22 protein-coding genes are annotated in these 25,594 nt (G+C 50.2%); 6 read left to right on the plus strand and 16 right to left on the minus strand.

The genetic code is table 11. From position 1 onward, the window contains the following. Window positions 1-174: 174 nt before the first annotated feature. The 3 genes from Mpt1_RS05845 to Mpt1_RS05850 all read right to left on the minus strand — a co-directional run bounded on the left by Mpt1_RS05845 (window position 175) and on the right by Mpt1_RS05850 (window position 8,489). Window positions 175-7,515, minus strand: a complete 7,341-nt coding sequence (locus tag Mpt1_RS05845; RefSeq protein WP_148305849.1) for a hypothetical protein — start codon at window positions 7,513-7,515, stop codon at window positions 175-177. A gap of 123 nt (window positions 7,516-7,638) precedes the next feature. Next, window positions 7,639-7,845 (minus strand): InlB B-repeat-containing protein, encoded by a 207-nt coding sequence (locus tag Mpt1_RS07930; RefSeq protein WP_082007270.1) that lies wholly within the window; start codon window positions 7,843-7,845, stop codon window positions 7,639-7,641. A gap of 281 nt (window positions 7,846-8,126) precedes the next feature. Next, the gene (locus Mpt1_RS05850) at window positions 8,127-8,489 is read right to left on the minus strand and encodes a winged helix-turn-helix transcriptional regulator (protein WP_048113049.1); all 363 of its coding nucleotides are present in this window, start codon (window positions 8,487-8,489) and stop codon (window positions 8,127-8,129) included. Between the two features lie 427 nt (window positions 8,490-8,916). On the opposite strand from Mpt1_RS05850, the gene Mpt1_RS05855 reads away from it, so the two are divergent. From Mpt1_RS05855 to Mpt1_RS05865, 3 genes are all read left to right on the plus strand, one after another. Next, a complete protein-coding gene (locus Mpt1_RS05855) occupies window positions 8,917-10,320 on the plus strand; it encodes an ATP-binding protein (protein WP_052399314.1) in 1,404 nt (467 codons plus the stop codon). Window positions 10,321-10,499: 179 nt separating this feature from the next. Beyond that, on the plus strand, window positions 10,500-11,537 hold the full coding sequence (locus Mpt1_RS05860; RefSeq protein WP_048113051.1) for a DNA primase large subunit PriL: 1,038 nt from the start codon (window positions 10,500-10,502) through the stop codon (window positions 11,535-11,537). Between the two features lie 264 nt (window positions 11,538-11,801). Next, window positions 11,802-12,659 carry a BRO-N domain-containing protein gene (locus Mpt1_RS05865; RefSeq protein WP_048113052.1) on the plus strand — a complete coding sequence of 286 codons (858 nt, stop codon included), beginning with the start codon at window positions 11,802-11,804 and terminating at the stop codon, window positions 12,657-12,659. A 31-nt stretch (window positions 12,660-12,690) separates the two neighbouring features. Here Mpt1_RS05865 and Mpt1_RS05870 read toward each other — a convergent pair whose 3' ends face one another. The 3 genes from Mpt1_RS05870 to Mpt1_RS05880 are packed head-to-tail and all read right to left on the minus strand — an operon-like array spanning window position 12,691 to window position 14,766. After that, window positions 12,691-13,329, minus strand: a complete 639-nt coding sequence (locus Mpt1_RS05870) for a CDP-alcohol phosphatidyltransferase family protein (protein WP_048113055.1) — start codon at window positions 13,327-13,329, stop codon at window positions 12,691-12,693. Next, the gene (locus tag Mpt1_RS05875) at window positions 13,320-13,883 is read right to left on the minus strand and encodes an adenylate kinase family protein (protein ID WP_238603106.1); all 564 of its coding nucleotides are present in this window, start codon (window positions 13,881-13,883) and stop codon (window positions 13,320-13,322) included. The genes Mpt1_RS05870 and Mpt1_RS05875 overlap by 10 nt, the downstream gene beginning before the upstream one ends. Beyond that, window positions 13,852-14,766, minus strand: a complete 915-nt coding sequence (locus Mpt1_RS05880) for a PfkB family carbohydrate kinase (RefSeq protein ID WP_048113062.1) — start codon at window positions 14,764-14,766, stop codon at window positions 13,852-13,854. The genes Mpt1_RS05875 and Mpt1_RS05880 overlap by 32 nt, the downstream gene beginning before the upstream one ends. An 87-nt stretch (window positions 14,767-14,853) precedes the next feature. Between Mpt1_RS05880 and Mpt1_RS05885 the strand changes: the two genes are divergently transcribed. Beyond that, complete coding sequence (locus tag Mpt1_RS05885) at window positions 14,854-15,693, plus strand: inositol monophosphatase family protein (protein ID WP_052399315.1); 840 nt, start codon at window positions 14,854-14,856, stop codon at window positions 15,691-15,693. 62 nt (window positions 15,694-15,755) lie between these two features. Here Mpt1_RS05885 and Mpt1_RS05890 read toward each other — a convergent pair whose 3' ends face one another. Then, window positions 15,756-16,892 (minus strand): glycosyltransferase, encoded by a 1,137-nt coding sequence (locus Mpt1_RS05890; RefSeq protein WP_048113064.1) that lies wholly within the window; start codon window positions 16,890-16,892, stop codon window positions 15,756-15,758. Window positions 16,893-17,019: 127 nt separating this feature from the next. Here Mpt1_RS05890 and Mpt1_RS07340 point away from each other — a divergent pair, with 127 nt between their 5' ends. Next, on the plus strand, window positions 17,020-18,138 hold the full coding sequence (locus Mpt1_RS07340; RefSeq protein ID WP_052399316.1) for a glycosyltransferase family 4 protein: 1,119 nt from the start codon (window positions 17,020-17,022) through the stop codon (window positions 18,136-18,138). A gap of 3 nt (window positions 18,139-18,141) precedes the next feature. Here Mpt1_RS07340 and Mpt1_RS05900 read toward each other — a convergent pair whose 3' ends face one another. Beyond that, window positions 18,142-19,380, minus strand: coding sequence for an adenosylhomocysteinase (locus Mpt1_RS05900; RefSeq protein ID WP_048113066.1), 1,239 nt, complete (start codon window positions 19,378-19,380; stop codon window positions 18,142-18,144). Next, on the minus strand, window positions 19,377-20,096 hold the full coding sequence (locus Mpt1_RS05905) for a phosphopantothenate/pantothenate synthetase (protein ID WP_048113069.1): 720 nt from the start codon (window positions 20,094-20,096) through the stop codon (window positions 19,377-19,379). Before Mpt1_RS05905 ends, Mpt1_RS05900 begins: the two co-directional genes overlap by 4 nt. 90 nt (window positions 20,097-20,186) lie before the next feature. Here Mpt1_RS05905 and Mpt1_RS05910 point away from each other — a divergent pair, with 90 nt between their 5' ends. Next, the gene (locus tag Mpt1_RS05910; RefSeq protein ID WP_048113071.1) at window positions 20,187-20,900 is read left to right on the plus strand and encodes an RNA methyltransferase; all 714 of its coding nucleotides are present in this window, start codon (window positions 20,187-20,189) and stop codon (window positions 20,898-20,900) included. Here the strand turns inward: Mpt1_RS05910 and Mpt1_RS07345 are convergent. The 7 genes from Mpt1_RS07345 to Mpt1_RS05945 form a co-directional block, all read right to left on the minus strand. After that, window positions 20,866-21,714 (minus strand): FtsZ/tubulin family protein, encoded by an 849-nt coding sequence (locus Mpt1_RS07345; RefSeq protein ID WP_052399317.1) that lies wholly within the window; start codon window positions 21,712-21,714, stop codon window positions 20,866-20,868. The two genes, Mpt1_RS05910 and Mpt1_RS07345, sit on opposite strands and share 35 nt — an antisense overlap. Further along, window positions 21,711-22,010 (minus strand): hypothetical protein, encoded by a 300-nt coding sequence (locus Mpt1_RS05920; protein WP_048113073.1) that lies wholly within the window; start codon window positions 22,008-22,010, stop codon window positions 21,711-21,713. The genes Mpt1_RS07345 and Mpt1_RS05920 overlap by 4 nt, the downstream gene beginning before the upstream one ends. 78 nt (window positions 22,011-22,088) lie before the next feature. Next, window positions 22,089-22,406, minus strand: a complete 318-nt coding sequence (gene rpl12p / locus Mpt1_RS05925; protein ID WP_048113075.1) for a 50S ribosomal protein P1 — start codon at window positions 22,404-22,406, stop codon at window positions 22,089-22,091. A gap of 15 nt (window positions 22,407-22,421) precedes the next feature. Continuing rightward, complete coding sequence (locus Mpt1_RS05930; RefSeq protein ID WP_048113077.1) at window positions 22,422-23,435, minus strand: 50S ribosomal protein L10; 1,014 nt, start codon at window positions 23,433-23,435, stop codon at window positions 22,422-22,424. 11 nt (window positions 23,436-23,446) lie between these two features. Next, the gene (locus Mpt1_RS05935) at window positions 23,447-24,085 is read right to left on the minus strand and encodes a 50S ribosomal protein L1 (RefSeq protein WP_048113079.1); all 639 of its coding nucleotides are present in this window, start codon (window positions 24,083-24,085) and stop codon (window positions 23,447-23,449) included. 229 nt (window positions 24,086-24,314) lie between these two features. After that, window positions 24,315-24,995, minus strand: a complete 681-nt coding sequence (locus Mpt1_RS05940) for a phosphoribosylaminoimidazolesuccinocarboxamide synthase (RefSeq protein ID WP_048113952.1) — start codon at window positions 24,993-24,995, stop codon at window positions 24,315-24,317. 122 nt (window positions 24,996-25,117) lie between these two features. After that, on the minus strand, window positions 25,118-25,594 hold the full coding sequence (locus Mpt1_RS05945; protein WP_048113087.1) for a 50S ribosomal protein L11: 477 nt from the start codon (window positions 25,592-25,594) through the stop codon (window positions 25,118-25,120).

The raw sequence follows: 25,594 nt of genomic DNA on the forward strand, positions 1-25,594 counted from the left end.
TAGAGTGCGGTGTACTTTGTCGCGGCGGCGACCGTCTTGGTCAGGTTCACTGCGCCCGACGCCTCTCCGGACCATCCCTGGAATGTGTACACAGGAGATGTTCCGGATGTCGTCGGCGCTGTCGCGGTGAATGCTACGTTCTTTGTGACGGCGAAGTCCTTTCCGCCCGCCGGGTTAACGGTGTACGGAACGTTGCCGCCCTGGTTCAGTGTGAACGCGGGGTTTGCCGCGGTCGGGCTTGATACAAGCGTGACGATTACCTTTGCGCTCGCGTCGTAGTAGAGTGCGGTGAACGTCGTTGCCGTCGATACCTGCTTTGTCAGTGTTGCCGTTCCCGACGGTTCTCCGGACCAACCCTGTAATGTGTACACAGGAGATGTTCCGGATGTCGTCGGCGCGGTCGCCGTGAAGTCTACGCCCTTTGTGACGGCGAAGTCCATTCCGCCCGCCGGGGTAACGGTGAACGGTACGGAGTTCGAGGGCTGCGTCATGGTGAACGCTGGGGTGGGCCGCGGTCGGGTTCGATATTAGCGTGACCAGGACCTGTGCGTTCGCATCGTAATAGAGTGCGGTGTACTTTGTCGCGGCGGCGACCGTCTTGGTCAGGTTCACTGCGCCCGACGCCTCTCCGGACCATCCCTGGAATGTGTACACAGGAGATGTTCCGGCCGTCGTCGGCGCTGTCGCGGTGAATGATGTGTTGGCTATCACCGCGAAGTCCTTTCCGCCCGCCGGGTTGGCGGTCCATAGGATCGAATTACCGGACTGGCTCATTGTGAACGCGGGGTTGGCCGCGGTCGGGCTTGAGACCAGCGTTACCAACACCTGCTTGCTCGCGTCGTAGTAGAGTGCGGTGAACGTCGTTGCCGTCGATACCTGCTTTGTCAGTGTTGCCGTTCCCGACGGTTCTCCGGACCAACCCTGTAATGTGTACACAGGAGATGTTCCGGATGTCATCGGCGCGGTCGCCGTGAAGTCTACGCCCTTTGTGACGACGAAGTCCCTTCCGCCCGCCGGGTTAACGGTGAACGGTACGGAGTTCGAGGCCTGCGTCATGGTGAACGCGGGGTTGGCCGCGGTCGGACTTGACACCAGCGTAACTACTGCCTGCGTCAGCGGGTTGTAGTAGAGTGCGGTGTATGTCATATCGGTGGTGATAGCGGCCTTGGTCACTCTTGCCTGACCGGAGAGTTCTCCCTCCCATCCGAGCAGTGTGTATTGTACCGAGCTTTCGGTGTGTGTTGCCGGAGCTATGACATCAAATGCCATACCGGACACAACCAGGAAGCTCCATCCTCCTGTGATCTGCGTGCCGGGCACATAGTATCCGTTCTGATACAGCGTGAAGGGCGGCGATATCGAAGGCGATGCCTTCAGTATGACGGTCACAGGCGCGCCGGGGGTGTAAAGCGCCACGTATGTCGTAGGTGTTGAGACCCCTGCGCTTATTGTTTCGGTCATGTTCGGTCCGACGTTTATCCAGTTCATGAATGTCCAGCTGGGGACGTTCGGAGCTGTTATGTCGAAGCTCGTGCCCTTCAAGACGGCGAATATCCTTCCGTTCTTGGCACCTGTTATAACTGCCGACGGTACGCTCGCGCCGCTCTGCTTGAGGGTAAAGACCGGCGCCAATGCGTTCGGCTCTGCCTCCAGCGTTACCAGCGTCTGTGTCAGCGGATCGTAGTAGATCGCGGTGAAGGTCGTATCGGCGGTCACCGTTGCGGACAGGGTCGCATTCAGATATTCGTGGTCTGCCCATCCGAGGAAGTTATATCCGCTCATTGTCGGGGCATTGGCTGTGAAGGGCGTTCCCTTGGTCACTATAAAGTCCCTTCCGCCCGCAGGGTTCGTGGTGAACAATACGGGGTTAGAGGCCTGGGTCATGGTGAATGCGGGAGAGATCGTGTTCGGGTTGGCCTTCAGGGTCACTATCGCCTGTGTTGCCGTGTTGTAGTAGATCGCTGTGTACGTCTTGTTGGCGCCGCCCGTGGGGATCGTGTCGGTCAGCGTGACTGTGCCGGTAGGCATTCCGGACCATCCCAGGAAGTTGTATACCGGGGATGTTCCGGCTGTCGTCGGAGCAGTTGCTGTGAACGCCGTTCCCATGTTGACGATGAAGTCCATTCCGGCCGTCGCATTGAGTGTATAGGGCTTGTTGCCGCCCTGATCCAATGTGAACGCCGGGTTGGCCGCGGTCGGGCTTGACACCAATGTAACGATCGCCTGCGTCAACGGGTTGTAGTAGAGCGCAATATATGTTTGGTTAGAGCCGCCCATTGGGATCGTATCTGTCAACGTAGCTGTTCCGGAAGTCTTTCCTGCCCATCCCAATAAACTGTATACCGGAGATGTTCCCGCTATTGGCGGAGCGGAAGCTGTGAATGGCGTTCCCATGTTAACGATGAAATCCATTCCTCCCGTTGGGTTTACAGTGAACAGAACATTACTTCCCTGGGTCAGTGCGAATGCTGGGGCAAGCGTGCTCGGGTCGGCTTTCAGAGTTACTATTGCCTGAGTTAACTGGTTGTAGTATAACGCTGTGTACGTTTGGTTGCTGCCGCCCATTGGGATCGTGTCTGTCAGTGTAGCTGTTCCTGAGGTCTTTCCGGACCATCCCTGGAAGTTGTATACCGGGGATGTTCCGACTGTCATCGGAGCGGTCGCTGTGAACGGTGTTCCCATGTTGACTATGAATTCCCTTCCGCCAACTGTGTTCGTGATGAATGAAAGATCGCCGCCCTGGTTCAATGTGAACGCAGGGGAGATCGTGTTGGGACTGGGGTTCAGAGTTACTATCGCCTGTGTTAACGGGTTATAGTAAAGCGCAGTGTAGGTCATCGGTGTGTTGATCGTCTTTGTCAGATCCGCGCCTGCTGGCTCTCCGGACCATCCCTGCAGTGTGTATACCGGGGATGTTCCCGTCGTCATCGGAGCGGTCGCTGTGAACGATACATCCTTAGTGACCGCGAATACTCTGTTGTTACCGTCGGTAACAAAAGACAGACCGACATTGTTCTGTTTCAGAGTGAAGTCCGGGGCCAAGCTGCTTGGGCTGGCCGTCAGGGTCACAAGCGCCTGTGTGTTGATGTTATAATACAACGCAGTGAAAGATGTGTTCGCTGTCACTCCCGGTGAATCCAGTATCTCATTGTCCTTCTCCTTTCCGCTCCATCCTAGGAATGTCAGATTAAGACTGCCGAATGTCAGCGGCGCCTTGATCTGGAACGGAGTGCCGGGATCGACCTTGAAAGTGTTATCCGTTGCTGCGGGAACCCACACATCTGCGACGGTGGAGTACTTGAACCACGTCACACCCGTCGGGTCACTCAGAACGGTTATCGTGATTGCGGTTGTTGAAGAGACATATGCTGCTGTATATTTTTTGTCCTCGTTACCGGCTGGCACAGTGAACTTTGCGTCTGTGTAAACCTCAGATCCGACGGCTCCGCCGACAGTTCCGCCATACCAGTATGAGAATGTCTTGCCGGCGGGCGGTGTCTTCAGTTCGACGGTCGTTGTTTTGTCATTCGGTATATTCATCGGCAGGCCGGGGTATTGGAATACCGTTACTCCGTTGTCGTACGAGACCTCTGCCGCTCCTCCTGCCGGATCAAGCGTCAGCTGCCATGTCAGTGTGGTGGTGGAGAACGTTACCGTCTCGCTTATACCGGAATTGTCGCCCATCGGTCCAATCGTGATCGCGGGGTTCGCAGAGTTCAATCCTCCCGTCGCAGTGTTTCCTGTCCAGGAAACGAACACGTTAGGAGCTGTTGCACTGGCCGTAAGAGTCACACTGTTGTTATAGGGGACAAATATCTGTCCGGTCGCATTCAGCGTGCCCGTCGAGGTGCCGTCTTGCGATACAAAGCTTACGCTGCCTGACCCTGTTCCTGCGAACGTTACGTCCACAAGATAACCGGGGGCGAATGTAGCTACAATATTATGTGCCGCGGTTATGTTGGTTAGAGTGAACACAAAAGTGCCATCGGGATTCTTAGTATAGGGGATGTCTGTTCCGCCATCCTTCAGACTCACGAGTCCGTTCCCGTAGATGGGCGTGATCGTGAATGTCTGGCTTGTTCCGGACACTGCACTGAATGAGTAGTCGGGGGTTCCGGTCGTTGTCGTCACTTTATTGACGATCTTGTCGGAACTGTTCGGCTGGACGAATCCGCCTGTGCCTATGGTGGCATTCTGGATCGCCACATTCACATTTATTGTGTACAACGCAGAGCTTATGACGGTAAGTTTTGCGGGCGTAGATGTGTATATGATGTTCTCATATGTTGGGTTTGTAGATGTCATTATGCATCTGTACAGTTTACCGTTGTCCGTATTGCTTACATTAGCTGCTGTGTATGTGTTCGAAGTTGCTCCGGCGATCGTGTTCCAGACAGCCCCTCCGTCTGTACTTACCTGCCAGCGATAAAGAATGCTGCTACTACAGATAGCATTGACAGAGAATACCGCATTGGTACCCGATAATGCTGTCACATCGTCGGGTGCTGTCAGAATCTGTATCGTGTTATTCGGCGAATATGGCGCGGGAGTCGACGGGGGCGTTCCGGTAACACCGGTCACTACCAGCGATGCAGGTTGTGAGTACACGGTGTTGTTAGCGCTGTCCTTCACTACACATTGGAATGTGTTTCCTGTAGTGAATGTGGGTGTCGATCCTGAGAGATAATTGTAAGGCGATATCTGGAGCATATTCGTATCTGCTCCAGTGAAACCGACGCCCGAAAGATCCTTCCAACCCGAGTCCCAATATTGCCAGTTGTATGTCAAAGCGCTGCTCGTTGTCGAGATCGCTTTCACCGTGAACACGGCGTTGGACATGTTGTCTATGGTAACTGTGGCCTGCGGTTGCTGTGTGATCGCAAGGGTAGGGGTCTCTGCCTTCCACATTGCATAGAATGTTGTCGTGGATACTCCTTGGGGTATGACCGAGCCGTACATGTCGCCTGTGTTGCGCGATGCTCCGGTCTGCATGTTACCCTCTCTCCACTCGACGAAATCATTGCCTTTCATTGCACTTGTCCAGACGGTGCCGCTGAGCTCCGGGGGAGCTGACGCTACGGGAGAACCGGGCTGCTGCCCCCAAGGGTCCGCTTCCTTTGTATATCCAATTTTGAAATCAGGATATCCGGAGCCCATAATGCGGGTGATCGTCCCGAGCTGGGGGTCGCTGTAGACAAAGTTCACTCTGTCGGTGTAGTCTGCGGTAATTACCAGCCTTCCGGTTATGTCTGTGTCGAACTCAATGTTTCCATATGAAGTAGCAACCTCATTGACTCCAGTGGGGTTTACAAGCCTATTCTCAGATGCATAATATTTCCATTGGCCGTCAAGTTCGACAACATCCGTAAGACTGCCGGGAGATGCCGCGTTGTTATAGTCTATATTGTGTCTTTCAACGTAAGACAGACTCCATGGCGCAACGGCTTCTCCAAGATAGGCGTTCAATGCCCTGAAGGACTGTACGAACTTTGCACCCTCGGCAATGTGTACGGTGTCGTCTTCATATCTTAGTTTACTTCCTATCCTATACACTACGCGATAGAGTACCGGGTCTCCGGGCTGCAAGTTGCTTGTTTGAACCGCTTTATTCGTCTGTGCCGTATCGCCGGGGATACCTCCATACGCAGTGAATGTCTTCACTTCACCGTTTGATTTATATTCAAGGGATATTTCGTTTGGATCCGCCGCAGTTCCTGCAGGCAGATACAGATTGTAGTATGGATAGCTCACAGTTTGATTCTGCAGATCCATGTGTCTTCCCTGGACGTGGAAATTCACATATCTTTTCGTGAAGTCGTATTCTTCATACAGAACATCGGCTTTCCGGACGAATAAGGACTGAGGATTGTCTACATTGTCCAGATTAACTATGTACCTTACCAGAGAATGGCCCGGAGTGTCCTTGACGGCAATTCCTCCGCTCGTCAGATCCATATTGCCGGATGCTCTTATCGAGCCGCCGTTGATGATCGGTGAACTCCCAAAGTCACCGTTGGACCCGATAGGGACGGTCATCGGTGTTGTACCGCGTAATCTCTGTATGTTAATGACCCCTCCGTCAATCTGCACAGTTGACTTTGGATTGGCCTTCAGATTGCTACCCAGTGCCGCACCTGCGTTATTGGCATCTGTTCCGCTGGTAATAGAAATGATGACATTCACATTTCCGCCGGTTATGATGATGTTTGATGGTTTTGTCTCTTCGGCACCTCCTCCTATCGCAGCACCCTGCGCACGAGAAATGGTCCCTGTGGATGACCTATTTACAAGCACATATCCGCCTGATATTCTAACGTCGGCTCCTCCGCCGCCGATGCCCGAATCACTGCCTGCACCGCCGCCGATACCGGCACCTGTAAGGCAACCATATGTCGGCGAAGAGTTAGTTTGGTAGATCTTGACGGACCCGCCGCTTATCGAGATATAATTATCATGCCCGGATTTCGCACAGTACCCTGTTGCCTGTCCCGGTGCGTTGCCGGAATATTGTGCCGCTCCCGACCCTATTCCAGAACCGCTGACGGCTGCACCTTTCTGGTTGATAGTTATGTCGCCGCCTGATATCAGAATTATTCCGCTGTCGCCACCCTTTCCTGAACCGGTTCCCGCACCGCCTATCGCGGCTGTGCGCAGACCATACGTCGCATCGCCGTTTACTTGAGTTATGTTTATTGTTCCGCCTGTTATCGTCACATAGTTCCCGCTACCGGATTCATTGGATGCTCCATTGAACTGCCCCCCTCCGCCAATCGCGGGAGCAGTTAGGGATGCGCCGTTAGCTTGCTGATAAGTTGTTATCGATCCCCCGTGCATCTCAAAGTCCGCTCCTTCTCCGCCGTTATAAGAACCGTCGATTGTTCCGCCGCCGCCTATACATGAGCCGCGTATCCTGGATGCGCAACCGTTTGCCAGTCGCAATATTCCCGATTCGATTTGAATGTGCCCGGCTGAATCTCCACTGTTTGCATTGCCGGTAGTGCCATTGCCCCCGATCAGCGCTCCGATAGATGGGTCTGGACCCCCGATGCCGGAAACAGCACCTGTTGAGAAGTTATATGTTATGTTCCTGGTAATGGTCAGACTTCCCATACCCTGTCCGGTTATTATCATGTCAGATTGTATTCCGTTTGATGTTTTGACATTGCTTATAGCCGCAGAAGAGCAGTTAGTGCCCCCATAGTTAGAAATTATGTTCGACCCCAGTAACTGCATGATGATCTTCGCACCTGGTGCTATGCTCAGGGAGTTATTGGTCCCCGGAGCCCCTCCGGTGTTGCCATTTGTTATTGTAAGAGAATCTAACACAACATAAAGTCTATTGTCGTCCGGGAATGGGATGTTACCTGTTAGACCAAATGTTATGCAGTTTGTCCCGTACGCTCCCGTGAAGTAAATCACATTGCTTGCGAGAGTTGTTACGGCTCCTGTCCCTATTTTATAATTATAATTTGTTCCGTCATATGACACCATTATGTTTGCGGTCGATGATGCCAATGTTATCTTCGATGAAGCGGGTATCTCTTGCCATTGTGCATAGAATGTAACGCCGCTGTATCCGAGGAAGAACCTGTCTTCGTACGGTGTTGTAAAAGTATATCCAATCCCGCTGCCGTCGTCCTATGTGTTCCACCCTGTGAACACATAACCCGGGTTTGTCGGCAAAGGGTCGAAAAGCACTTGCGAAGCGTCTCGCCCCTGCTCAAAGACCGATCCGTTCGGAACAGCCCCCGAACCCCCATTAGCATCATAAGTCACTTCTGCCAAAGGAGATCCACTGCTTATTTGCGTATCAAATTGTATTGCGGTAAATGGTACCGCCACCATTATCAAAAACAATGCTATTATTGCTAGCGTAGAAAAACGCTCCTAAATTTCGGATCTCAACCTCATGGTCCCCTCTCCAAGCTATAATAATCTTCAATTAGTTCCCCGCTGAAAGATTACTTATGATAACATATGTGCAAGCATATATTAATATTGTGTATATTTTATATATATAATCAATCGAATTTCTACATATTAAAACAAAAGAAAAATAATTTTAATGGCTAAAAAAGGCACAGATAATGCTGCCCCCGTTCTTAGCAAAGAGACACAGAATCTGCTCACAGTTTGCAGCAACGGCAGTCCTGCGCCATGCAAACAGGATCCATGATCTTCCACTTCAATGCCCAATATTTTATTTGCTGTATGAATTCCACTAATTCTAACCCGGCGGGAGTGAGCGCATACTCACTTTTGATAGGAAATTGTGAAGAGTCCACTCTTTTTTCGATGAGTCCTTCAGATTCTAGCTCTTTTAGCCTCTCAGATAGCACTTTTGGGGTTATGTCTCTCATGGCTTCTCTGATCTCGCAGAACCTCTTCCATTCGTTATCTTCATCCTTCCATAACTCTACAAGTATCAGTACTGTCCAGCGCTTTGCAACGTATTCCATCGTTCTGGACAGAGTGCACATCTTATACATGGTTGCAAATAAATACTCTCTCTATTTATAAATTGGGTATGAACTCTAATTTTAAAGCTTTATATATTACCACTGAAAAATGGTGTTAAAAATCAAATAACACAATATTCTGAGCAAAAACAACCAAATTACCATCCGTCCTTTCAGATTAACAGCCGTTCTCCATGCCGTTAGGCCTCTTATTTTTCAGCGTTTTTAACTGCACGGATTGGACGGAACAACGCAACTTTTTGCATCAAAAAAACAGCTTTTTTTAGAAGAGCCCAGATAAATTATTTTACTTATGTATAATTATGATTATATTATGTCTATATAGAAGAAAATCATAGCGGTAAACCCTCATCCTTCCGAATATGCTTTTATCGTGCGTCCCGCAATGCATAGAAATATAATTAACATTATATAATCAAAATTATATCTACTGTTGATGTCATTCGTCGGACGCAAAGAAGAATCCCAGGAATTCGATGCTCGGTACAGATCAACCAATGCAGAACTCGTCATCCTATACGGCAGACGGCGTGTCGGAAAAACTGCGTTCCTGCAGCGATTCATGCAGGGAAAAAAGTCTTTCTTCTTCAGTGCGACCGAGTCGGAAGACAACGAACAGAGAGAAAGATTCAAACAGAAGATGTTGAATTTTGGCTTCGACGGCGAACCTTCTTTGCTCAACGATTGGGGAGGGATCTTCCGCAGTTTGATAAAGCTTAAAATGACGGGCAAGGCCTTGGTCGTTATCGATGAGTTCCAAAATCTGCTCAAAGGCAACCGGGAGATCGCTCCGATCATTCAGAAGATTTGGGACGAATTCCTTTCAAAAAAATACATCATGCTCGTGCTCTGCGAAAGCGCTGCGAATGTCATAGAGAACGAGGTCATTGAAGATAAAAAGTTCTTTCACATACATTCTGCCGCAGTAGTGAAAATGAAAGAATTGCCCTTCAAAGAAGTGATGAAGTTATTCCCGAAATATTCACTTAGCGAAAGGATTGTAGTTTACTCGGTGCTCGGCGGGGCGCCGTTCTATCTCAAACAGTTCTCCCCTTCCGTGAGCTTAGAAGAGAATCTCAAAAGGAGCATCCTTTCCCCCGGTGCGATCCTCTACAACGAAACGGAGTTCATTCTCAAACAGGACCTTCGCGAGACCGCTACATATAACACTATCCTCTCTGCTATTGCACACGGCTGCGAAAAGATGGTTGACATCTCTCAAAAAACAAAGATCATCCCGACAAAAGCAAATGTCTATCTGAAGAATCTGATAGATCTAGGCATAGTTGTCAAAGAATACAGCATATTGGGGCCGGCTGAAAAGGCCACCGGTTTACACAACGGCGCCTATAGGATCGCGGACAACTTCTTCCGTTTCTGGTACAGGTTCGTGTATCCGAACATAGACCAGATAGAATTGGGCGAAACGGAACGCCTCGCAAAGGATATCTCTGAACAAGTGAAAAATGAATATGCCTCAGCTTGCTTTGTTAGATTATGTATTGAGTACATAAGAGAACGTAACGCTGCGAACGATCTCCCTTTCGTTGCAAAGCGGGTGGGAAGGATATGGTGTAAAGAGTGCGCAGTAGATGTCGGGGCGACCGACGGGAAGACCTTGCTGATAGGCGAATGCAGGTGGTCGGACCAGCCGGTCGGCTTAGAGATACTGAGCGCAATGAGAGAAAAGGTCACAAAGACGAGAGAGCTCAGCGAAAAAGAGGACTACGTTCTGTGCCTTTTCTCCAAGTTTGGTTTCACGCAGGCACTGATCGACGAATCGAATGTGTCGAACATCAACCTCTTTGACGCCGTAAGCATGTTCGATACCACCCTATAGCGTCCATCTGGCAACGGTACTATGCAACATCAATGATGGCTCAGAGAGCTCGCCGCTGTCTGCTTTTTGAGCTGTTTCCTTTGAAATGGAAAAACAAAGAGGAGACGATATCTGAGTTCTCCGGTCAATGTCTATTCGTAACCAAAACATAAATTACAGCAGACCCTATTGCTGAACACATGGACTCCCTCCAAGCCGCAAGATATCCTTTCCTCAGGGGTTCCGCCAAATACGCCGAGGCGAACCACACGGATATCGAGTCCTTGATATCTTCGCCTTCCTACGAGAACGCCAGGAAGAGGGGGCTGGAGCGCGTGCTCGGCGCAATATCCGATCATAAAGTGGGAGATGTCTCCCTGCTTCAGGAATATGATCGATTGATGGAGGTCCTCTCCTATCCTTATGCGAGGATGATAGTGTCCTGCATCAACGACAGATTCCTCACTAAAAGGTACGCTCTTGCCGAAGCGTCAAGGATGAATGAACTCCTTTCCAACGACCATGCTTCAGAGATGATCGTTGCCGAGGACCTTGAAGTAAGGTCTACTGTCGACACGGAAGGCATGGTGCGCATGCACTTCTCCGATTACCTGAGGTTCTCCCACGTAATGAAAGCGGTGGAATGGAAACTCATAAACACCGATCTTAAGAACGGGTTCGTCCGCATAGAGCCGGATAAGTTCGACAGGCTCCTTCAGAACGCCCTTCAGGAAAGAATTGAATCCGAGCTCCCCCTGAACGTCCCGGACGCGTTCAGGAAAGCTTTGAAGAAAGACATCGACCATGTTGCCGTCATCCTGTCGGAAACGAAGATGAAACTTAGCCCGACTGGTGGCGAGGGGATGAATCCCGATTATCTCCCTCCCTGCATAAGGGCCATACTCGCAAGCGCACAGAACGGAGTGAATCTTCCCCACAGTGCCAGATTCGCTCTCGTCTCATATCTTAACGCTTTGGGATTGACATATGAACAGATAATCGCATTGTTCTCACAGTCACCAGATTTCGACGAATCAAAATCAAGCTATCAGATCAAACACATAACCGGGGAGGAGAGGGGAAGAGAAGGGTACACCCCGCCGGAATGCGCGACCATGAAGACCAACGGCATATGCTTCGATCCCGATAATTTATGCTCAAGGGTCAACCACCCTCTTTCGTACTACCGAGCTAAATCCGACTTTGCAAAAAGAGATGAAAAAGAAGAGAAAAAGTAATCTGGCTCATCAGCATTTTTGTACTTTCGGGTACTTTCGGCCACCTCCCTGGAGAGATTAAATACTATCACCGCAGTGTATTATCAATCGGCACGGAAACAGTTCAAAAAAACGGATTTGCGATAATATCATCGGTATTTTGATCGCGGCCGGAGCTGTGGGAAGCGACGCCGCCGATGAACCTGATGCGTTTCCCGGTATGAGCCCCAAAAATGGGGTAGGATGTGTAACAATGAACATTAATAAAATACCGGGGTGACGCAAATGGACGAGAGTAAGATACAATTATTTGAGAACAAGCGTGTCAGAACAGTTTGGAACGAAGAAGAACAGGAATGGTACTTTTCCATTGTTGATGTATGTGCTGTACTTACTGATCAGCCTACGCAACGCAATGCAAGCACCTATTGGGCCGTGTTGAAAAACCGCCTAAAAGAAGAGGGCGCTGATGAACTGCTTACGAATTGTAAGCAGTTGAAAATGCTCGCTGAAGATGGAAAAATGAGGTTGACCGATGTTGCCGACACCGAACAACTTTTACGTATAATCCAATCCCTCCCGTCGCCCAAAGCGGAGCCGTTCAAGCTCTGGCTGGCAGCGGTCGGAAAAGAAAGGATCGAAGAAGAGATCGATCCTGAACTCGCTTTCGAACGCGCCTTCGCAACGTATCTGAAGAAGGGTTACAGCCGCGAATGGATCTACCAGAGGCTTCTTTCCATAAAAATACGGAACGAACTGACGGATGAATGGTGTGACCGTGGAATCAGAAAAGGAAGGGAGTTTGCCATCCTGACTGATGATATCTCTAAAGCGTGGGCGGGGTTGACAACAAGAGAGTACAAAGATCTCAAGGGCCTCAAAAAAGAGAACCTGCGCGATAACATGACGAATCTTGAGCTTGTATTGAACATGCTTGCCGAATCTACAACAACTGAGATATCCAAAGAAAAAGAACCGGAGACATTCGAAGAGAACAGAGAGGTCGCACGTTGCGGCGGAGAAGTGGCAGGGATTGCAAGAAAAGAGGCTGAGAAACGTATTGGGAAGCCTGTGATCACTTCAAAGAACAACATTGATCCGCTTTTGCTGAATGCTAACGAGAAGGAGGAAAAGCCGCGATGAATAATATCCATTAAAACAAAAAACGTGTCAGTTATTCTTTCTTAGAAAGATTCTGCCACGTAACAACACCTCTCTGGATGGCCGTCAAGTTACCGACAACGGCGAACCAGATCAACATTATCTCCATCCAAGATATCGAATAGCCGGCTATATCGATCGCAGAGTATCCGACCAAGATCATTATGAATTGTAATATCGGGAACAACGTGCTCAGAACTACTCTGTCCGCCCTTCCCAGCAACCCCGCATAAAGGCGCGGTGCGCCTACGGCCTGCGCCTGCGTTCCCATGTATGATGTGAGGAGAACACCCACAAGAGCCAGCAATCCTATGTATGGATTGCACCACGCACTGACCGCAACTCCGCCTATCATGAAGACATCAGCATACCTGTCAAAGACGTGATCCAAATAGTCACCTTTGTTGGATGCTTTTCCGGCAAGCTTTGCCACTTTTCCGTCCAACGCATCAAAGTAACCGGAGATCAGAACAACAATCGCCCCGATTATCAGAAGGTAGTGGCGGTCATAGCTGAAATAGAACAGCAGGCCTGAAAGGAAAGCAAGGATCAAACCGCCCCATGAGATCATATTCGGATTGACATTGATCATCCTCTTTGCGACGGGCGTTAAAGCAAAGTCTGCCCTTTTCCTTTGCTCGTCTAGAACCATCCTTCTAATTCCTCCGTCCAATCGACATTGCCAGGTCGGTATTTATCAATATTCCCTTTTATGATGTCCTCAACCTTGTCCGCAATAGCGGAAATGCCTTCGTTCGAAGAGTCCAATTCGCATACTGGCACATCGGCTTCGATCGATTCGCACAGTATGACGTCCAGGATCTCTGCCTGAACATTCTCCCTCACTTTGCCTTCGGAGTAACCGCGCGCACCGAGTCTTTCGGCCAATATCTCCGGCCTGCATCTCAACACAATGATCATGTCAGATTCAACGCAATGGGAGATGTGCCCCTCGATTAGGATCAGGTTCATTTTCCTGTGCTCCTCCAAAGAGATATCCAATGAATCGACGTCGACGCAGTATGTATCCCTTGCTTCGTCCTTCTCTTCAAGCAGCCCGTTCTCTCTGATGAATCCGTTAAGATCCAAAACCTCATAGCCCCTGCGCCTGAGCTCTTCCGCAAGTTGCGTCTTCCCTGTGCCAGGGGTCCCGGTTATTGAGATCATCATCTTATCACAGATACCTGTCTGCACGGTGCAGGACATCTTCCCATCTCGGGATGTTGGTCAGAGCTCCCACTTTTTCCACAACGAACGAGGAGGTCGCCGATGCCAGGATCAGCGACCTGTGAACATCATATCCGTTGTACAGCCCACAGTAGAATCCCGCACGGAACGCATCTCCTGCCCCCGTGGCATCAACAAAAGCATTGCCTTTGACAACAGGGATGCTTACCTTTTCTCCTTTGATCTTTGCGGTGCTTCCCTTACTGCCCTCCGTGCGGACAACGAGATCCTTCTCCACTTCCATGACATCTTTTATCCCGAGATACTTCTCGATGGTCCTTGCTTCATATTCATTGCAGAACAGCGAGTCCGACAGCGGCAATGCCTTCTCGAACTTCGCCTTGTCCCACATCTTATAGACCTCCTGCGCAGGGTCCACCGCAATGCTCGGGCCGCCGTTTATTGTTCCCATCACGGAGATGTAGTAATCCGGCTCCCCAGTACAAAAGTGGACGTAAGCCGACCTTGAAGCGTTACCGTTTAACAGACGATCCAGCTTGCTGGCACTTCCCTGCGGCCCTTGATAGAATATCACTCTTTGAAGCAGTTCCGAGTCGTTCACAACCATTGCTTGGGATGTTTCATATTCATTTACGTGAACGAACTCATCCATTATGAGTCCGGATTCTTTCATGTCATTCTCATATCTTACAGGAAAGTCCTGACCTACGAAAGCGCATATTGCGGTCGGCACGCCCAGTTTGGCAGCGGTCATTGCAATATTCGTTCCCGTCCCACCGAGGGTCGTGCTCTTTGAGATTACATCGACGGACTCATTTATCTCCGGGAATCTTTTGATCGCTATTATCTGATCGACCGTAACGTGGCCGTACACAGAGAGGAATGGTTTTGCGCCGCCCATATGCCAGGTAGGGATTATGGATATTAATGATTTTATTATCTAAAAAGGAAAATAGCTTTTTATTCTACTACTGAGTTAAATCAAGCAATGACCCCACATACAGAAGTTTTGAAGAAATCTGCGCCAGATCTGTCTAAATTCGTATGCGAAGCGGTCGACATCGTTTCCCAAGCTGGCTCTCTTATATTGGAGATCCGATTGTTCAATATTGAGAGTAAAGGAACGAAAGAGAATTATGTCACCACCTCGGACATATACATCCAGAATTTTCTTGAGGAAAAACTTCTTGCCCTGCTGCCCGGAAGCGGTTTCGTCGGGGAGGAGGCCGCCCTTAAGGATGTTGTGTCCGAATACTGCTGGATCGTGGACCCAATCGATGGGACCGCCAACTACGCAAGAGGCATTCCTTTGAGCGTAGTGTCGGTCGCACTCATAAAGGACGATGTCCCGATAGTCGGGATCGTCTTCAATCCTTATTTGGGCCAAATGTTCGTAGCCGAGAAAGGAAAGGGCGCATATCTGAACGGCGAAGCCATCCGTGTTTCGAACAAGGACTTCGGCACCGCCATGTTTTCGACCGCATGGAGCGCTTACAACAAGGACTGGGCTGACCGAAGCTTCAATATTTCAAAAAAAGTTCACAGCGAATGCGATGACATAAGACGGCTCGGAACCGCTGCATATGAGCTGTCGCTTTTGGCATCTGGCTCAATAGATATTTACTTTGAGATCGGACTTTACCCATGGGATTATATCGCCGCTTACGTGCTTGTCACCGAGGCCGGGGGCGTGATCGATTCTATCGACGGGGGCATCGATCATAAACATCAGTCCTCTGTGCTCGCAGCGAACGACCGAAAGAACTTCGACAGATTGAAACAGATCATCCTTGAGGAGCTGGGGGATTTCCGGATACCGCTGAATTGAGTGTGCCGCATTTTCCAACAATGCTTCTAACGATTATGCTGTTCACTTCGACGTCTGATCGATCATTTTTTGTGGCTGAGGATGTCCGCGTACAGGGCCTCTAACTTCACCGCCGTTTCATGGATCGAATATCTTTCGGCGGTCCTTCTGGCCTCGGCGGACAGTCTCTCACGGTTATTCAAGCAGTACATGATGGCAGAGACACAGTCTTCCTCATTCGATTCGAACTTGTGTCCGTTCACGCCGTCCTCTATCATTTCCACGAAAGCGCGCCCGTTCGCGCATGCCGCGGGAAGCCCGCAGGACATGGCCTCCAGTGTGGTAAGCCCCTGTGTTTCGAACCTTGAGCACGATACGGCAACATCCGCCGCCGAATAATACGCTACTAATTCCTCGTCGGGAACGAACCCCGCAAAGATCACTCTTTCCTCAAGAGCCAGATCTTTCATCTGCTGTTTTAATTTATCACCCATCGGCCCTTTCCCTACAATGAGCAGCACTACATCCTCATCGACAGACCGCATTGAACTTATCAGCAGATCTATGTTCTTCTCAACGGACAGCCTGCCTGCGCATACCAGAACTCTCTTTGATCCGATCCCGTATTTCGCCCGGATCCTTTTCCCGTCTTCCTCGTTCCTCACGTATCTTTGGACATCAATGCCGATGTGTATTCTTTCCAGACGTTTCGGGCGCACTCTGCGGTCTTTCAGTTCCTGAGCGATGGGGGCCGTCGGGACCACGACCGTTCCGGCGCGCCCGAGCAACGATCTTAGGTATATCCAGACCAGTTTGTCCATTATTTCGGGGGGGAGTTTTATCGGAGAATAATCGTTTATTACCTCCCCTACTGATGTAACATATGTCGTCACAGTCGGTATTTTTAGTGTTCTTGACGCGAACATGCCCTTGAGCGCCATGAATGCCACCCCATAGATGTGGATGATGTCCGGATCAATGTTCTTTATGACCTCTATCTTATTCGATCTGTATATCGGGAGGTAATATCCCTTATATTTTTTGAATTTGATGGCCGGGAAATATACTGTGCCCTCTTCCCTGAACTCTTTCCCGGGATCGGGGGCGATGACGGTGACCTCATGTCCCAGCTCTTCCAGTTCTTTCTTTATCGTGACAACTGCAGTAACGACCCCGTCCCTGGTCGGGAAATAACTGTCTGTGATGAAAACTATTTTCATATTCTGCCCCGCAGGTCAGGCTTGTGCACCCTATGTCCCTTACATATCCTGGCTGTTAAATAAGCTTTTCATGACCGTCCGATAACCGGCGCCGCAATGATATCTATAAGTATTCTCTAACCACTAGATGGACCAATGGTCGGATATAATGAAAATCGTTGATGTCAATCCGTTTTTCCATCCCTATCACGGCGGCATAGAGCGCAGAATGTATGACACCAGCAAACTCCTTGCCGGAAGGGGGCACGACGTTACGGTGCTCACGGGGAGGCTCCCCGGCACCGAGGAGGAAGAGATAATGGATGGGTTCAGGGTGGTCCGCCTTAAATCCAGATATATCAACATATACAATCCGCCGTTCATATCGTCCAAGGGCGTATCGGAAGCACTGACCTCATTGGATGCGGATGTCGTCAACTACAATTACAGATGGGCCGGCTCTTACAACAAGCCGCTGGCCTCGTACGACGGGAAAAAAGTATTCACTTACCACAATATGTGGGGTGAAGGCATCGGTTTTCAGGCAAAACTCTCCAAGATCAATGACGATCGTTTCAAAAAAGGCCTGCTGACATATGACCACATCATTTGTGTCAGCGATTTTGTCAGGAATGACCTTATACGCAGAGGTATCAACAGCGAAATGCTGACAACAGTACCGAGCGGGCTCACCGACCTGCCCGAAATGGGCGTTGAAGAGGAAGGATTCATTCTGTCCTTAGGCCGTCTTGTAAGAACGAAGGGCCTGGATTACTTGTTGGATGCTATGGTCGATGTCCCGCATAAGCTGATAATATGCGGAAAGGGGCCGGATACGGAACGGCTGAAAAGGCTTGCAAAGAAGTACGAACTTGGCGATAGGGTCGAGTTCAAAGGCTGGGTCGAAGAGGTGGAAAAAGTACGTCTGATGAGTACGTGCAAGTTCTTCGTGATGCCTTCCCTGTTCGAATCATATGGTCTTGCGGCGGTAGAGCTTATGTCTTACGGCAAGCCTCTGATATGCACGAACGTCGACGGGCTTCCGGATACGGTGGGCAATGCGGCAGTCATTGTCAAGCCGAGGGACCCGGGATGTCTGGCTGAAGCGATCAATTCCTTACTGTCCGACGGACCGAGGCGGAAAGAGCTTTGTATGAACGCCAGATCGAGAGCCGAAGGATATCTCTGGAAGCACCACATCGATACGATCGAGGATGTTTTCCTGAAAGTGCTGGACGGAACATATTCGAATGGCGGCCGATCTTAAGACTTATGTCCCTTCTTCCCATCCCGACACGTATTTCTTCTGCTCTTCGGTAAGTGCGTCTATCTCGATACCCATCGACCGCAGTTTTATTTCGGCTATAAGCGTATCTATGCTGTCAGGCAGATCGTGAACCTTGTTCTTCATTTTCGAATGATTGTTGAGAACGTACTCCATTCCGAGTGCTTGCGCAGCAAAACTCGTATCCATTATTTCGGCCGGATGCCCCTGTCCCGCGGCGAGATTCATCAGTCTCCCGTCGGCAATAAGGTACAGCTTCCTTCCGTCCTCCATTTTGTACTCATTGATGAAATCCCTTACTTTTCTGACCGATACGGCCGCGGCCTCAAGATCGTTCTTGTTGATCTCGTTATCAAAATGCCCCGCATTACCCATGATGCAGCCGCCTTTCATCGCCGCAAGATGTTTTCCTGTGATGATGTCCTTGCATCCGGTCACTGTGAATATCGCATCCGCATCCTTTACTGCGTCTGCCATCTTCATGACCTCGAAACCGTCCATCCTTGCCTCTATAGCTTTGACGGGATCTATCTCGGTGACCGCCACCGACGCACCGAACCCTTTGGCACGCATCGCTATTCCTTTTCCGCACCATCCGTACCCTGCAACCACGATACGCTTGCCTGCGATCACAAGATTGGTGGAATTCATCCACCCGTCGAATACCGATTGACCTGTACCGTATCTGTTATCGAAAAGGAATTTCATTTTTGCGTCATTTATCGAGATCACCGGGAACTCTAACTTCCCGTTTGCCGCCATCGCCCTCAGCCTGGAGACCCCGGTTGTGGTCTCCTCGTTCGCTCCCTTGACCTTTTTCAATGAATCCCTGCGGGTCGTGTGCAGCATTGCTATGAGATCGGCACCGTCGTCGATGACCAGGTCGGGTTTGAGGTCCGCCACCTTGTTCAGATTGGAATAGTATTCTTCTTGGGTCTCGCCTTTCTTTGCATGAACATCAAGACCGTATTCATTCTGCAGTGCCAGTACAACAGAATCGTCCGTTGAAAGAGGGTTGCAGCTTGCAAGCCTGATCTTCGCGCCGCCGTTCGCAAGAGTTATAGCAAGTATCCCCGTCTTTGCTTCTGTGTGCAGCGCCATACCGATCTTCACCCCTTCGAACGGCCTCTCCTTGCGGAATTTTTTGTCGATCTCCTGCATTACCGGCATATGCTCGAATGCCCATTTCAGTCTGAGACTGCCTTTCTCCAGCAACTCGTTCATTTGTTCTCCACCTCGAATTCTTGCATAAGCGACGAACATATCTCTTCGACCGCATTTTTTCTGTTAGCTTCGTTGGAGAATGTCCTTATCGTCTCTTCTATTGCCTTTTTGTTCCCTTTCAGTTCTTCGGCGAATGCAATGATGTTCTCAAGCGCTCTCGTCATCTCATCAGAGATGGAAACTGTTGCAGTCCTTGAAGTTCTTGACAGCGGGTTCAGGTCGATCGATATCACGATCTTTCCCATATCTGCCAACGCTTTCGCACGGTCCCCGTCCTCGATCGGGACGAGTATGACATCTGAATCGAATATCCCCTCTTTCGTACAAAGTGCACGGTCTGACGTCAGCATGGGGATCCTTGCGTCCGGCTCTCTTCCGAGAACACTCTCTGCACCGTTCTCTTCCATATATGATATGAGGAGTTCCATTCTCCTTTCGGTCCTGTGAAAGATGTTCACCTCTATCTTCGCCGAGACCGTTTCCGCCAATAATATGAGATTCTTCGGGTCCAACGCCGCGGCGTTGCCGTTCACACAAACGATCGGGTTCTTCGCATTCAGAAGATATGCGGCCGCAGCCTTTTCTGCCCTTAGAGAGGAGTTCTGGCTCTTCTCGCCCATCAGGTAATCGAACGCTTCTCCCCTGCCGTGAGATATCATTCCCGTCGGTGTCACCAGACCTTTCTCGACCAGCTCCCACAACCTCTCGCGAACCATGAGCGATCTGTAACGTGGGTGGTCGGTTGGTATGTTCACACACTCAAATAAGCGTACAGTTGATATAGATTATGTCCCGATAACGGCAATATGCCTGAAGTCAGAATCGTCCTTGTCGGACCCAAGTTCGAAGGGAATGTGGGTGCGGTCGCCAGAGCCATGGCCAATTTCGACATTGACGAGCTGTATCTTGTCGAGCCTTGCGAGCTGGGCGATGATGCATACCGCAGAGCAAAACACGGCTCGGATGTTCTGGACAAAGCCGTAACAGTGCATACGATGGATGAGGCCGTAGAAGGTTGCTTCCTTGTTGCAGGCACCAGCGGAATAATCACGCATGGGGACAGGAACTACACAAGGCTCCCGATAAAGATCAGGGAATTTGTTCAGCAGGTCTCGGGATATGAAGAGAGGATCGCCATTGTTTTTGGGAGGGAGGATGTGGGCCTGTATCAGGATGAACTGAATAAATGCGATGTCTTCATCCATGTACCAACAAGCGAAAAATATCCAACCCTCAACCTTTCTCACGCAGCGACATTGGTGATGTATGAGTTCTTTCAATCCGGGAATATCACAAGGCGGGCGGAACCAGCCGACAGGAAGGAAAAAGAGTACATGCTCAGTTTCTTCGATGACCTTATGGACGCCATCGATTATCCCGAGCACAGAAGATCCGATACGTCGGTCATGTTCAGACGCATGATGGGCCGCTCCATTCCGACCAAATATGAATACAATACGATCATGGGAATATTCGGGGATGCGTCTAAGATAATAAAGAAAGGTAAGAAATGGGGATGAACAGTAATACCCTGTGATCATCCCCGTGGTTTCCAGACACTATCTCGGGGATTATTCCCGTCTTGTCTCCGATCGTTTTTGATATTGCCTCTTTGTCAGCTCTGCTTATTTTAGCATCAGAGGTAACGATGATCTTTCCGTAGTTGGGGTCGGCATCGAAAAGATGTTCGTCCATCGCCGCCAGGACCCCCTTGACCGGGTCTTTCGACGACCGAAAAGCTATTGTGTACACCCTCTCGCTGAGTGTGCTGAAGAACGGCCCGTCAAGCATCTCGCATATTCTCACAATGGCCTCCTTCATCATTTCGTCTGCAAGCGATATCGCTTCGTTGATGGTCAGCGACCCTCCGCCTCTCTGCGGCATCTTTCCGATGTCAAAGATTATCGTTCTGTCGGATATCTGGATTATTTTCTTCATCTGGCTCATCGCATTGTCTCTGCGTACCCCTTCGAACGGCATCGGTATGCTGACGACTGAGATCAGTCTCGCGCCTATATCTTTGGCGCATTCTTCGATCACCGGGATCGTTCCTGAGCCGGTGCCCCCGCCGAGTCCGGCCGTCACAATTATATTCGCATATCCTGAGAGGGATCTGCTTATCTCTCCTTTATAGTCGTTCGCCAGTGCCCATCCGAGGTTCATGTCCCCTCTGCACCCGTCCACGCCGCTGCCGTCCGCCATGGATATTGTCGAACCGTGGTCCCCGGTGTTGATCGTGACCACGGCGATATTCCGCTCGCCGGGTATCATTGAAACAATGCGCTGACCGGCTCCACCCGAACCTATGACCAGCGTCCTTCCCGCCAGGATCATTCCTCCGGATCCATCCTTGACTTCACATAACCTCTGACAGCCTTCCTGACGGCCTCATCCATTGATTCGGGGTTGTTATCTGTAAGAAGGGACTCCATCTTCAGAGGCTGCTCTTTTACGTGGCCTTTGAGGGCCTTTTCCGACTCCTCGGACGTAAGATTCGCCTCGATCATCTGGCTTATCGCTTCGGCAATACACTCGGATAAACTGTTAAAGTGTCCTTTATTTACGAGCGCCTGAAGAAGCAATACCGTGTCCGGCGAAAGCCTGACGATGATCTTGTTTGTGGGGTCCATATGAATGCCTTAAAATGTATGTGCGATAAATAAAGATGTTGTGTAAAAGGTTTTGTCTTGCCAAGATAAACTTACCGTTCATCCGAACAGAGCGCTCAGACCAGCTGCTGCGTCCTCTTCGCTGACCGCGGGTTCCTCGTGGACTTCCGGCTTTGCTGCTGCGGCGGGTGCCTTTGCTGCTGCGGCTGGCGCCGCTGCTGCGGGTGCAGGTGCGGCTGCGACTGCGGCCGATGCTATGGCGGCCTTTATGTCGACTCCCTCGAGTGAAGCGATCAGTGCTTTGACTTTAGCTGCGTCGACCTCTACTGCTGCGGCCTTGAGGATCGCCGTTACGGCCTCCTCAGTTATCTTTTTGCCAGCAGAGTAAAGCACCATTGCACTGTAAATATACTCCATTTATTTCAACTCCTTTTAGCCAAATAATGCGCTCAGGCCAGCTGCTGCGTCTTCTTCGCTGACCTGTTCTTCTTCTTTCACTTCTACTTTCTTCTCCTCTTTCTTATGGGGTTCCGCTGCAGGTTTTACACTCGCTGCGGCCGCCGCTGCCGAACTGAGTCTGGCTGCGATGGCATCGCTCTTGTATCCTGATTTGGAAGCTACGGCAAGCATCTGATTGTCTGCCTTTGCAAGAAGTATCTTGATGTTCTCTTTGGTCGGTATCGCGGCTGATATCGAAAGGCCCATTGCCTCTCTGAACGCCTTCGTGACAAGCGGCACGATCGTTTCTTTCGTTGTCCACGAAATATCGATTGCCAATGCACGAGCGTCGTGTGCAGCCGTAGCGAACATTGTTTTGTAATAATCATCGGGTATTGCGAGCACTTCTTTCTTGTACACTGTGCCGTCCTCAAAGACGGTCCTCAGGTCCATGCCCACTATTATGGGCAGGATGTTCAGTTTCGGAAGCATCGCTGCGACCCCCGGCGGGACCGGTTCCCCGGCCTTTACCAGTGTCGTATCCTTTTTGATTGCTATCTTTCCAGCCTCGATTGCGGCCTGAAGGCCTATTTTCTGAAGTTCACCGATCATGGGACCGGGACCGAACGGGGTTGGCCCTTTGGGGACCATTATATCCTTGGGTGCCAGCTGTCCTGCTTTTATAGCGGCTGGCGTCATTGTGGCCTCAAGCTTCTTGCAAAGCTTGAACGGGTTCATGTCCGTTGCCATGATGGCGCACTGCCCGTGCACAGATCCTTTCAGTTTATCGATGCCTGGCCTCTGTTTCGCGGCTTCATCAAGCGCCAGCAACATAAGATTGTTCTTGGTCATCTTGAGTATAGCGTGCTCACGGAGGTCGGCTCTCATCGATTGGATCTGCGGCGCCGGGATGCCATGCAGGTCAACCACTGCTACAACAGGGTTTTCCGTTATGTCCTTGACGATCTCACTTACCATGTCCTTCTTCCAAGTTGCGACGTGTGCCATCTTAGACCTCCTTACAAAATCCTCTCCGACGGACCCATGGACGTTTTGACATAGGCGGACGATATGTTCGCCATGCCTTTCTCGAGTTTCAGTGATACCCTCTTCAGAACAAGGTCGATGTTATCGGCTATCTGCTCTGCGGGCATTTCCACTGTCCCTACCGGCACATGGAATGTTATCCTGTCTTTCGTTCTGACGGTCACAGACTTGCGGAGGTTGTCTATCATCCCCGTGGGATCTGCTCCCGGGGGTATGGGTTTAGGCATCTTTCCGCGAGGACCGAGGACGGTACCCAATCTTTTACCGATGACCGCCATCAAAGGCGCCTCTGCGATGAAATAATCGGTGCTGTTCGCGATCTTCTTTGCCTGTTTCTTGTCATCTGCGATCGTTCCGATTTCGTCGGGAGTGATCACAAGATCGGCCACGCTCTTGGCTTTCAAGGCTAGTTCGCCACCACCAATCACACAGACCTTGATCTTTTTACCGCGGCCGTTCGGAAGGATTATGTCCTCCTGAATACGGTTCTTCGGTATTGCCAGATCAACGTCCTTGAGATTGATGGCCAACTCAACCGTTTCAACAAAATTGCGCTTCTTTGCACTCTCTAGTGCTTTCTGCACAGCATTTACGGTTGGTTTTTCTGCCAATTCAATTCCTCCTCGTAGTGCATACGAGCCCTGAGGCTCTCCTACAAGCAGGCCTGCTATTCTATTGCCCTATATAAGGGTTATTAATTAGAAGAAAGAAAAAGCCTATCCTCAAACCTTTCTCGCGACATATCGTATCGCGGGCGTCGGTTCGAGTTTGGCTCTGTGTGAAAATGTTGAACAGACATAGGGTTCTGACCTATGCTGTATTTGTTGAAAGCGAACAGGTTTATTTCAACATCAGTTTGGCAAGTTCCATCGGCTCGACCTGCTTGCCGTTCTTGTAGACACGCATGTTGCCGCCGGAGATCTCGTCGATGAGCATGACCTTTCCGTCCTTCGATTTTCCGAATTCGAATTTTATGTCGTATAATTCCATGCCCTTCTTGGCGATCTCGTCCCTGACGATCTTGGCGATCTTCCGCGCCAGTCTCTTAAGGTCCTCATAATCCTTTGCCGTCAAAAGACCCAGTATTACCAATGCGTCCTTTGTTATGGGGGGGTCTCCGCGGTCATCGTCCTTCAGTGTGACCTCTATGAAAGCATCAAGGGGCTGGCCTTCCGTGCAGTAGTCTCCGTACCTTTTCCTGAAGCTTCCGACCGCTCTGAACCTGCATATCACTTCCAATCCCTTACCAACGACCTTTGCCGGCTTGACTGTCATTGTAGCATTCTCGACATCCGCGCTTATGTAGTGCGTGTTGATGCCTGCCTTCCCTACCTTCTCGAAAAAGAATTTTGAAAGACTGAGGTCTGATTTTCCAAGCCCCTCTATCTTTAGTGCGACGGTGTTCGCGCCAGGGTCGAACTTTCCGTCCTCGCCGGTGGCATCGTCCTTGAATTTCAGCATATAATTTCCGTCATCAAGCTCGTAAACAGATTTTGTCTTTCCTTCATACACATGTTTCAAATGGATCATCTCCAATGTGATAAGTCGGTGATGATTTCATTATTTTTAAGGTCTTGTAATGACTCAAAGTCAAACAAAACAAAACAAGAAAAAAATGTGATTTTTGAAAGAGTTTGGGGGTTTTAACCGGCGAGAACTTTATCATAAACGCCGGCTTTGATGTCCTTTTGGAAGACCTTGGGATCCTTTCCGTCGACGGTGACACCAACGCATACGCAGTTACCCGCTACTTCGGAGACGCGCGCCTTGACGGTCGCTCCGAGGAGATCCTCTTTTTTCATGTCGGCTATCTTCTTTACCTGCTCGATGGTCAGGTTCCCGACCTTTGTCGACTTGGCGTTGCTCGATCCGCTCGCGAGGCCCAACTCGGATTTAATCAGGGCCGACATTGGCGGCGTTCCGACCTTGACATCGAATGTCTTGTCGTCGTTTACTATCACCGTTATCGGAACTTTCATTCCGGTGAATGATTTCGTCTTCTCGTTGATCTTGGCTATGACCTGGCCGGTGTTCACGCCGGTGGGGCCGAGCGCAGGACCGAGGGGCGGGCCGGCTGTGGCCTTGCCTCCTTCAATTAATGCCTCAACTTTGGTTGCCAT

This window comes from Candidatus Methanoplasma termitum (genome assembly GCF_000800805.1).
Lineage (GTDB): Archaea > Thermoplasmatota > Thermoplasmata > Methanomassiliicoccales > Methanomethylophilaceae > Methanoplasma > Methanoplasma termitum.

What these genes read in the sequence shown, in the direction of transcription:
- Mpt1_RS05850 (WP_048113049.1), bottom strand. Translation starts at nt 8,489, where the DNA reads ATGTATAAGATGTGCACTCTGTCCAGAACGATGGAATACGTTGCAAAG.
- Mpt1_RS07340 (WP_052399316.1), top strand. Translation starts at nt 17,020, where the DNA reads ATGGACCAATGGTCGGATATAATGAAAATCGTTGATGTCAATCCGTTT.
- Mpt1_RS05900 (WP_048113066.1), bottom strand. Translation starts at nt 19,380, where the DNA reads ATGAACGAGTTGCTGGAGAAAGGCAGTCTCAGACTGAAATGGGCATTC.
- Mpt1_RS05945 (WP_048113087.1), bottom strand. Translation starts at nt 25,594, where the DNA reads ATGGCAACCAAAGTTGAGGCATTAATTGAAGGAGGCAAGGCCACAGCC.
- Mpt1_RS05890 (WP_048113064.1), bottom strand. Translation starts at nt 16,892, where the DNA reads ATGAAAATAGTTTTCATCACAGACAGTTATTTCCCGACCAGGGACGGG.
- Mpt1_RS05905 (WP_048113069.1), bottom strand. Translation starts at nt 20,096, where the DNA reads ATGGTTCGCGAGAGGTTGTGGGAGCTGGTCGAGAAAGGTCTGGTGACA.
- Mpt1_RS05875 (WP_238603106.1), bottom strand. Translation starts at nt 13,883, where the DNA reads ATGTCCTGCACCGTGCAGACAGGTATCTGTGATAAGATGATGATCTCA.
- Mpt1_RS07345 (WP_052399317.1), bottom strand. Translation starts at nt 21,714, where the DNA reads ATGATCCTGGCGGGAAGGACGCTGGTCATAGGTTCGGGTGGAGCCGGT.
- Mpt1_RS05865 (WP_048113052.1), top strand. Translation starts at nt 11,802, where the DNA reads ATGGACGAGAGTAAGATACAATTATTTGAGAACAAGCGTGTCAGAACA.
- Mpt1_RS05910 (WP_048113071.1), top strand. Translation starts at nt 20,187, where the DNA reads ATGCCTGAAGTCAGAATCGTCCTTGTCGGACCCAAGTTCGAAGGGAAT.
- Mpt1_RS05930 (WP_048113077.1), bottom strand. Translation starts at nt 23,435, where the DNA reads ATGGCACACGTCGCAACTTGGAAGAAGGACATGGTAAGTGAGATCGTC.
- Mpt1_RS05860 (WP_048113051.1), top strand. Translation starts at nt 10,500, where the DNA reads ATGGACTCCCTCCAAGCCGCAAGATATCCTTTCCTCAGGGGTTCCGCC.
- rpl12p (WP_048113075.1), bottom strand. Translation starts at nt 22,406, where the DNA reads ATGGAGTATATTTACAGTGCAATGGTGCTTTACTCTGCTGGCAAAAAG.
- Mpt1_RS07930 (WP_082007270.1), bottom strand. Translation starts at nt 7,845, where the DNA reads ATGGTGGCGGTACCATTTACCGCAATACAATTTGATACGCAAATAAGC.
- Mpt1_RS05920 (WP_048113073.1), bottom strand. Translation starts at nt 22,010, where the DNA reads ATGGACCCCACAAACAAGATCATCGTCAGGCTTTCGCCGGACACGGTA.
- Mpt1_RS05885 (WP_052399315.1), top strand. Translation starts at nt 14,854, where the DNA reads ATGACCCCACATACAGAAGTTTTGAAGAAATCTGCGCCAGATCTGTCT.
- Mpt1_RS05880 (WP_048113062.1), bottom strand. Translation starts at nt 14,766, where the DNA reads ATGGGCGGCGCAAAACCATTCCTCTCTGTGTACGGCCACGTTACGGTC.
- Mpt1_RS05870 (WP_048113055.1), bottom strand. Translation starts at nt 13,329, where the DNA reads ATGGTTCTAGACGAGCAAAGGAAAAGGGCAGACTTTGCTTTAACGCCC.
- Mpt1_RS05855 (WP_052399314.1), top strand. Translation starts at nt 8,917, where the DNA reads ATGTCATTCGTCGGACGCAAAGAAGAATCCCAGGAATTCGATGCTCGG.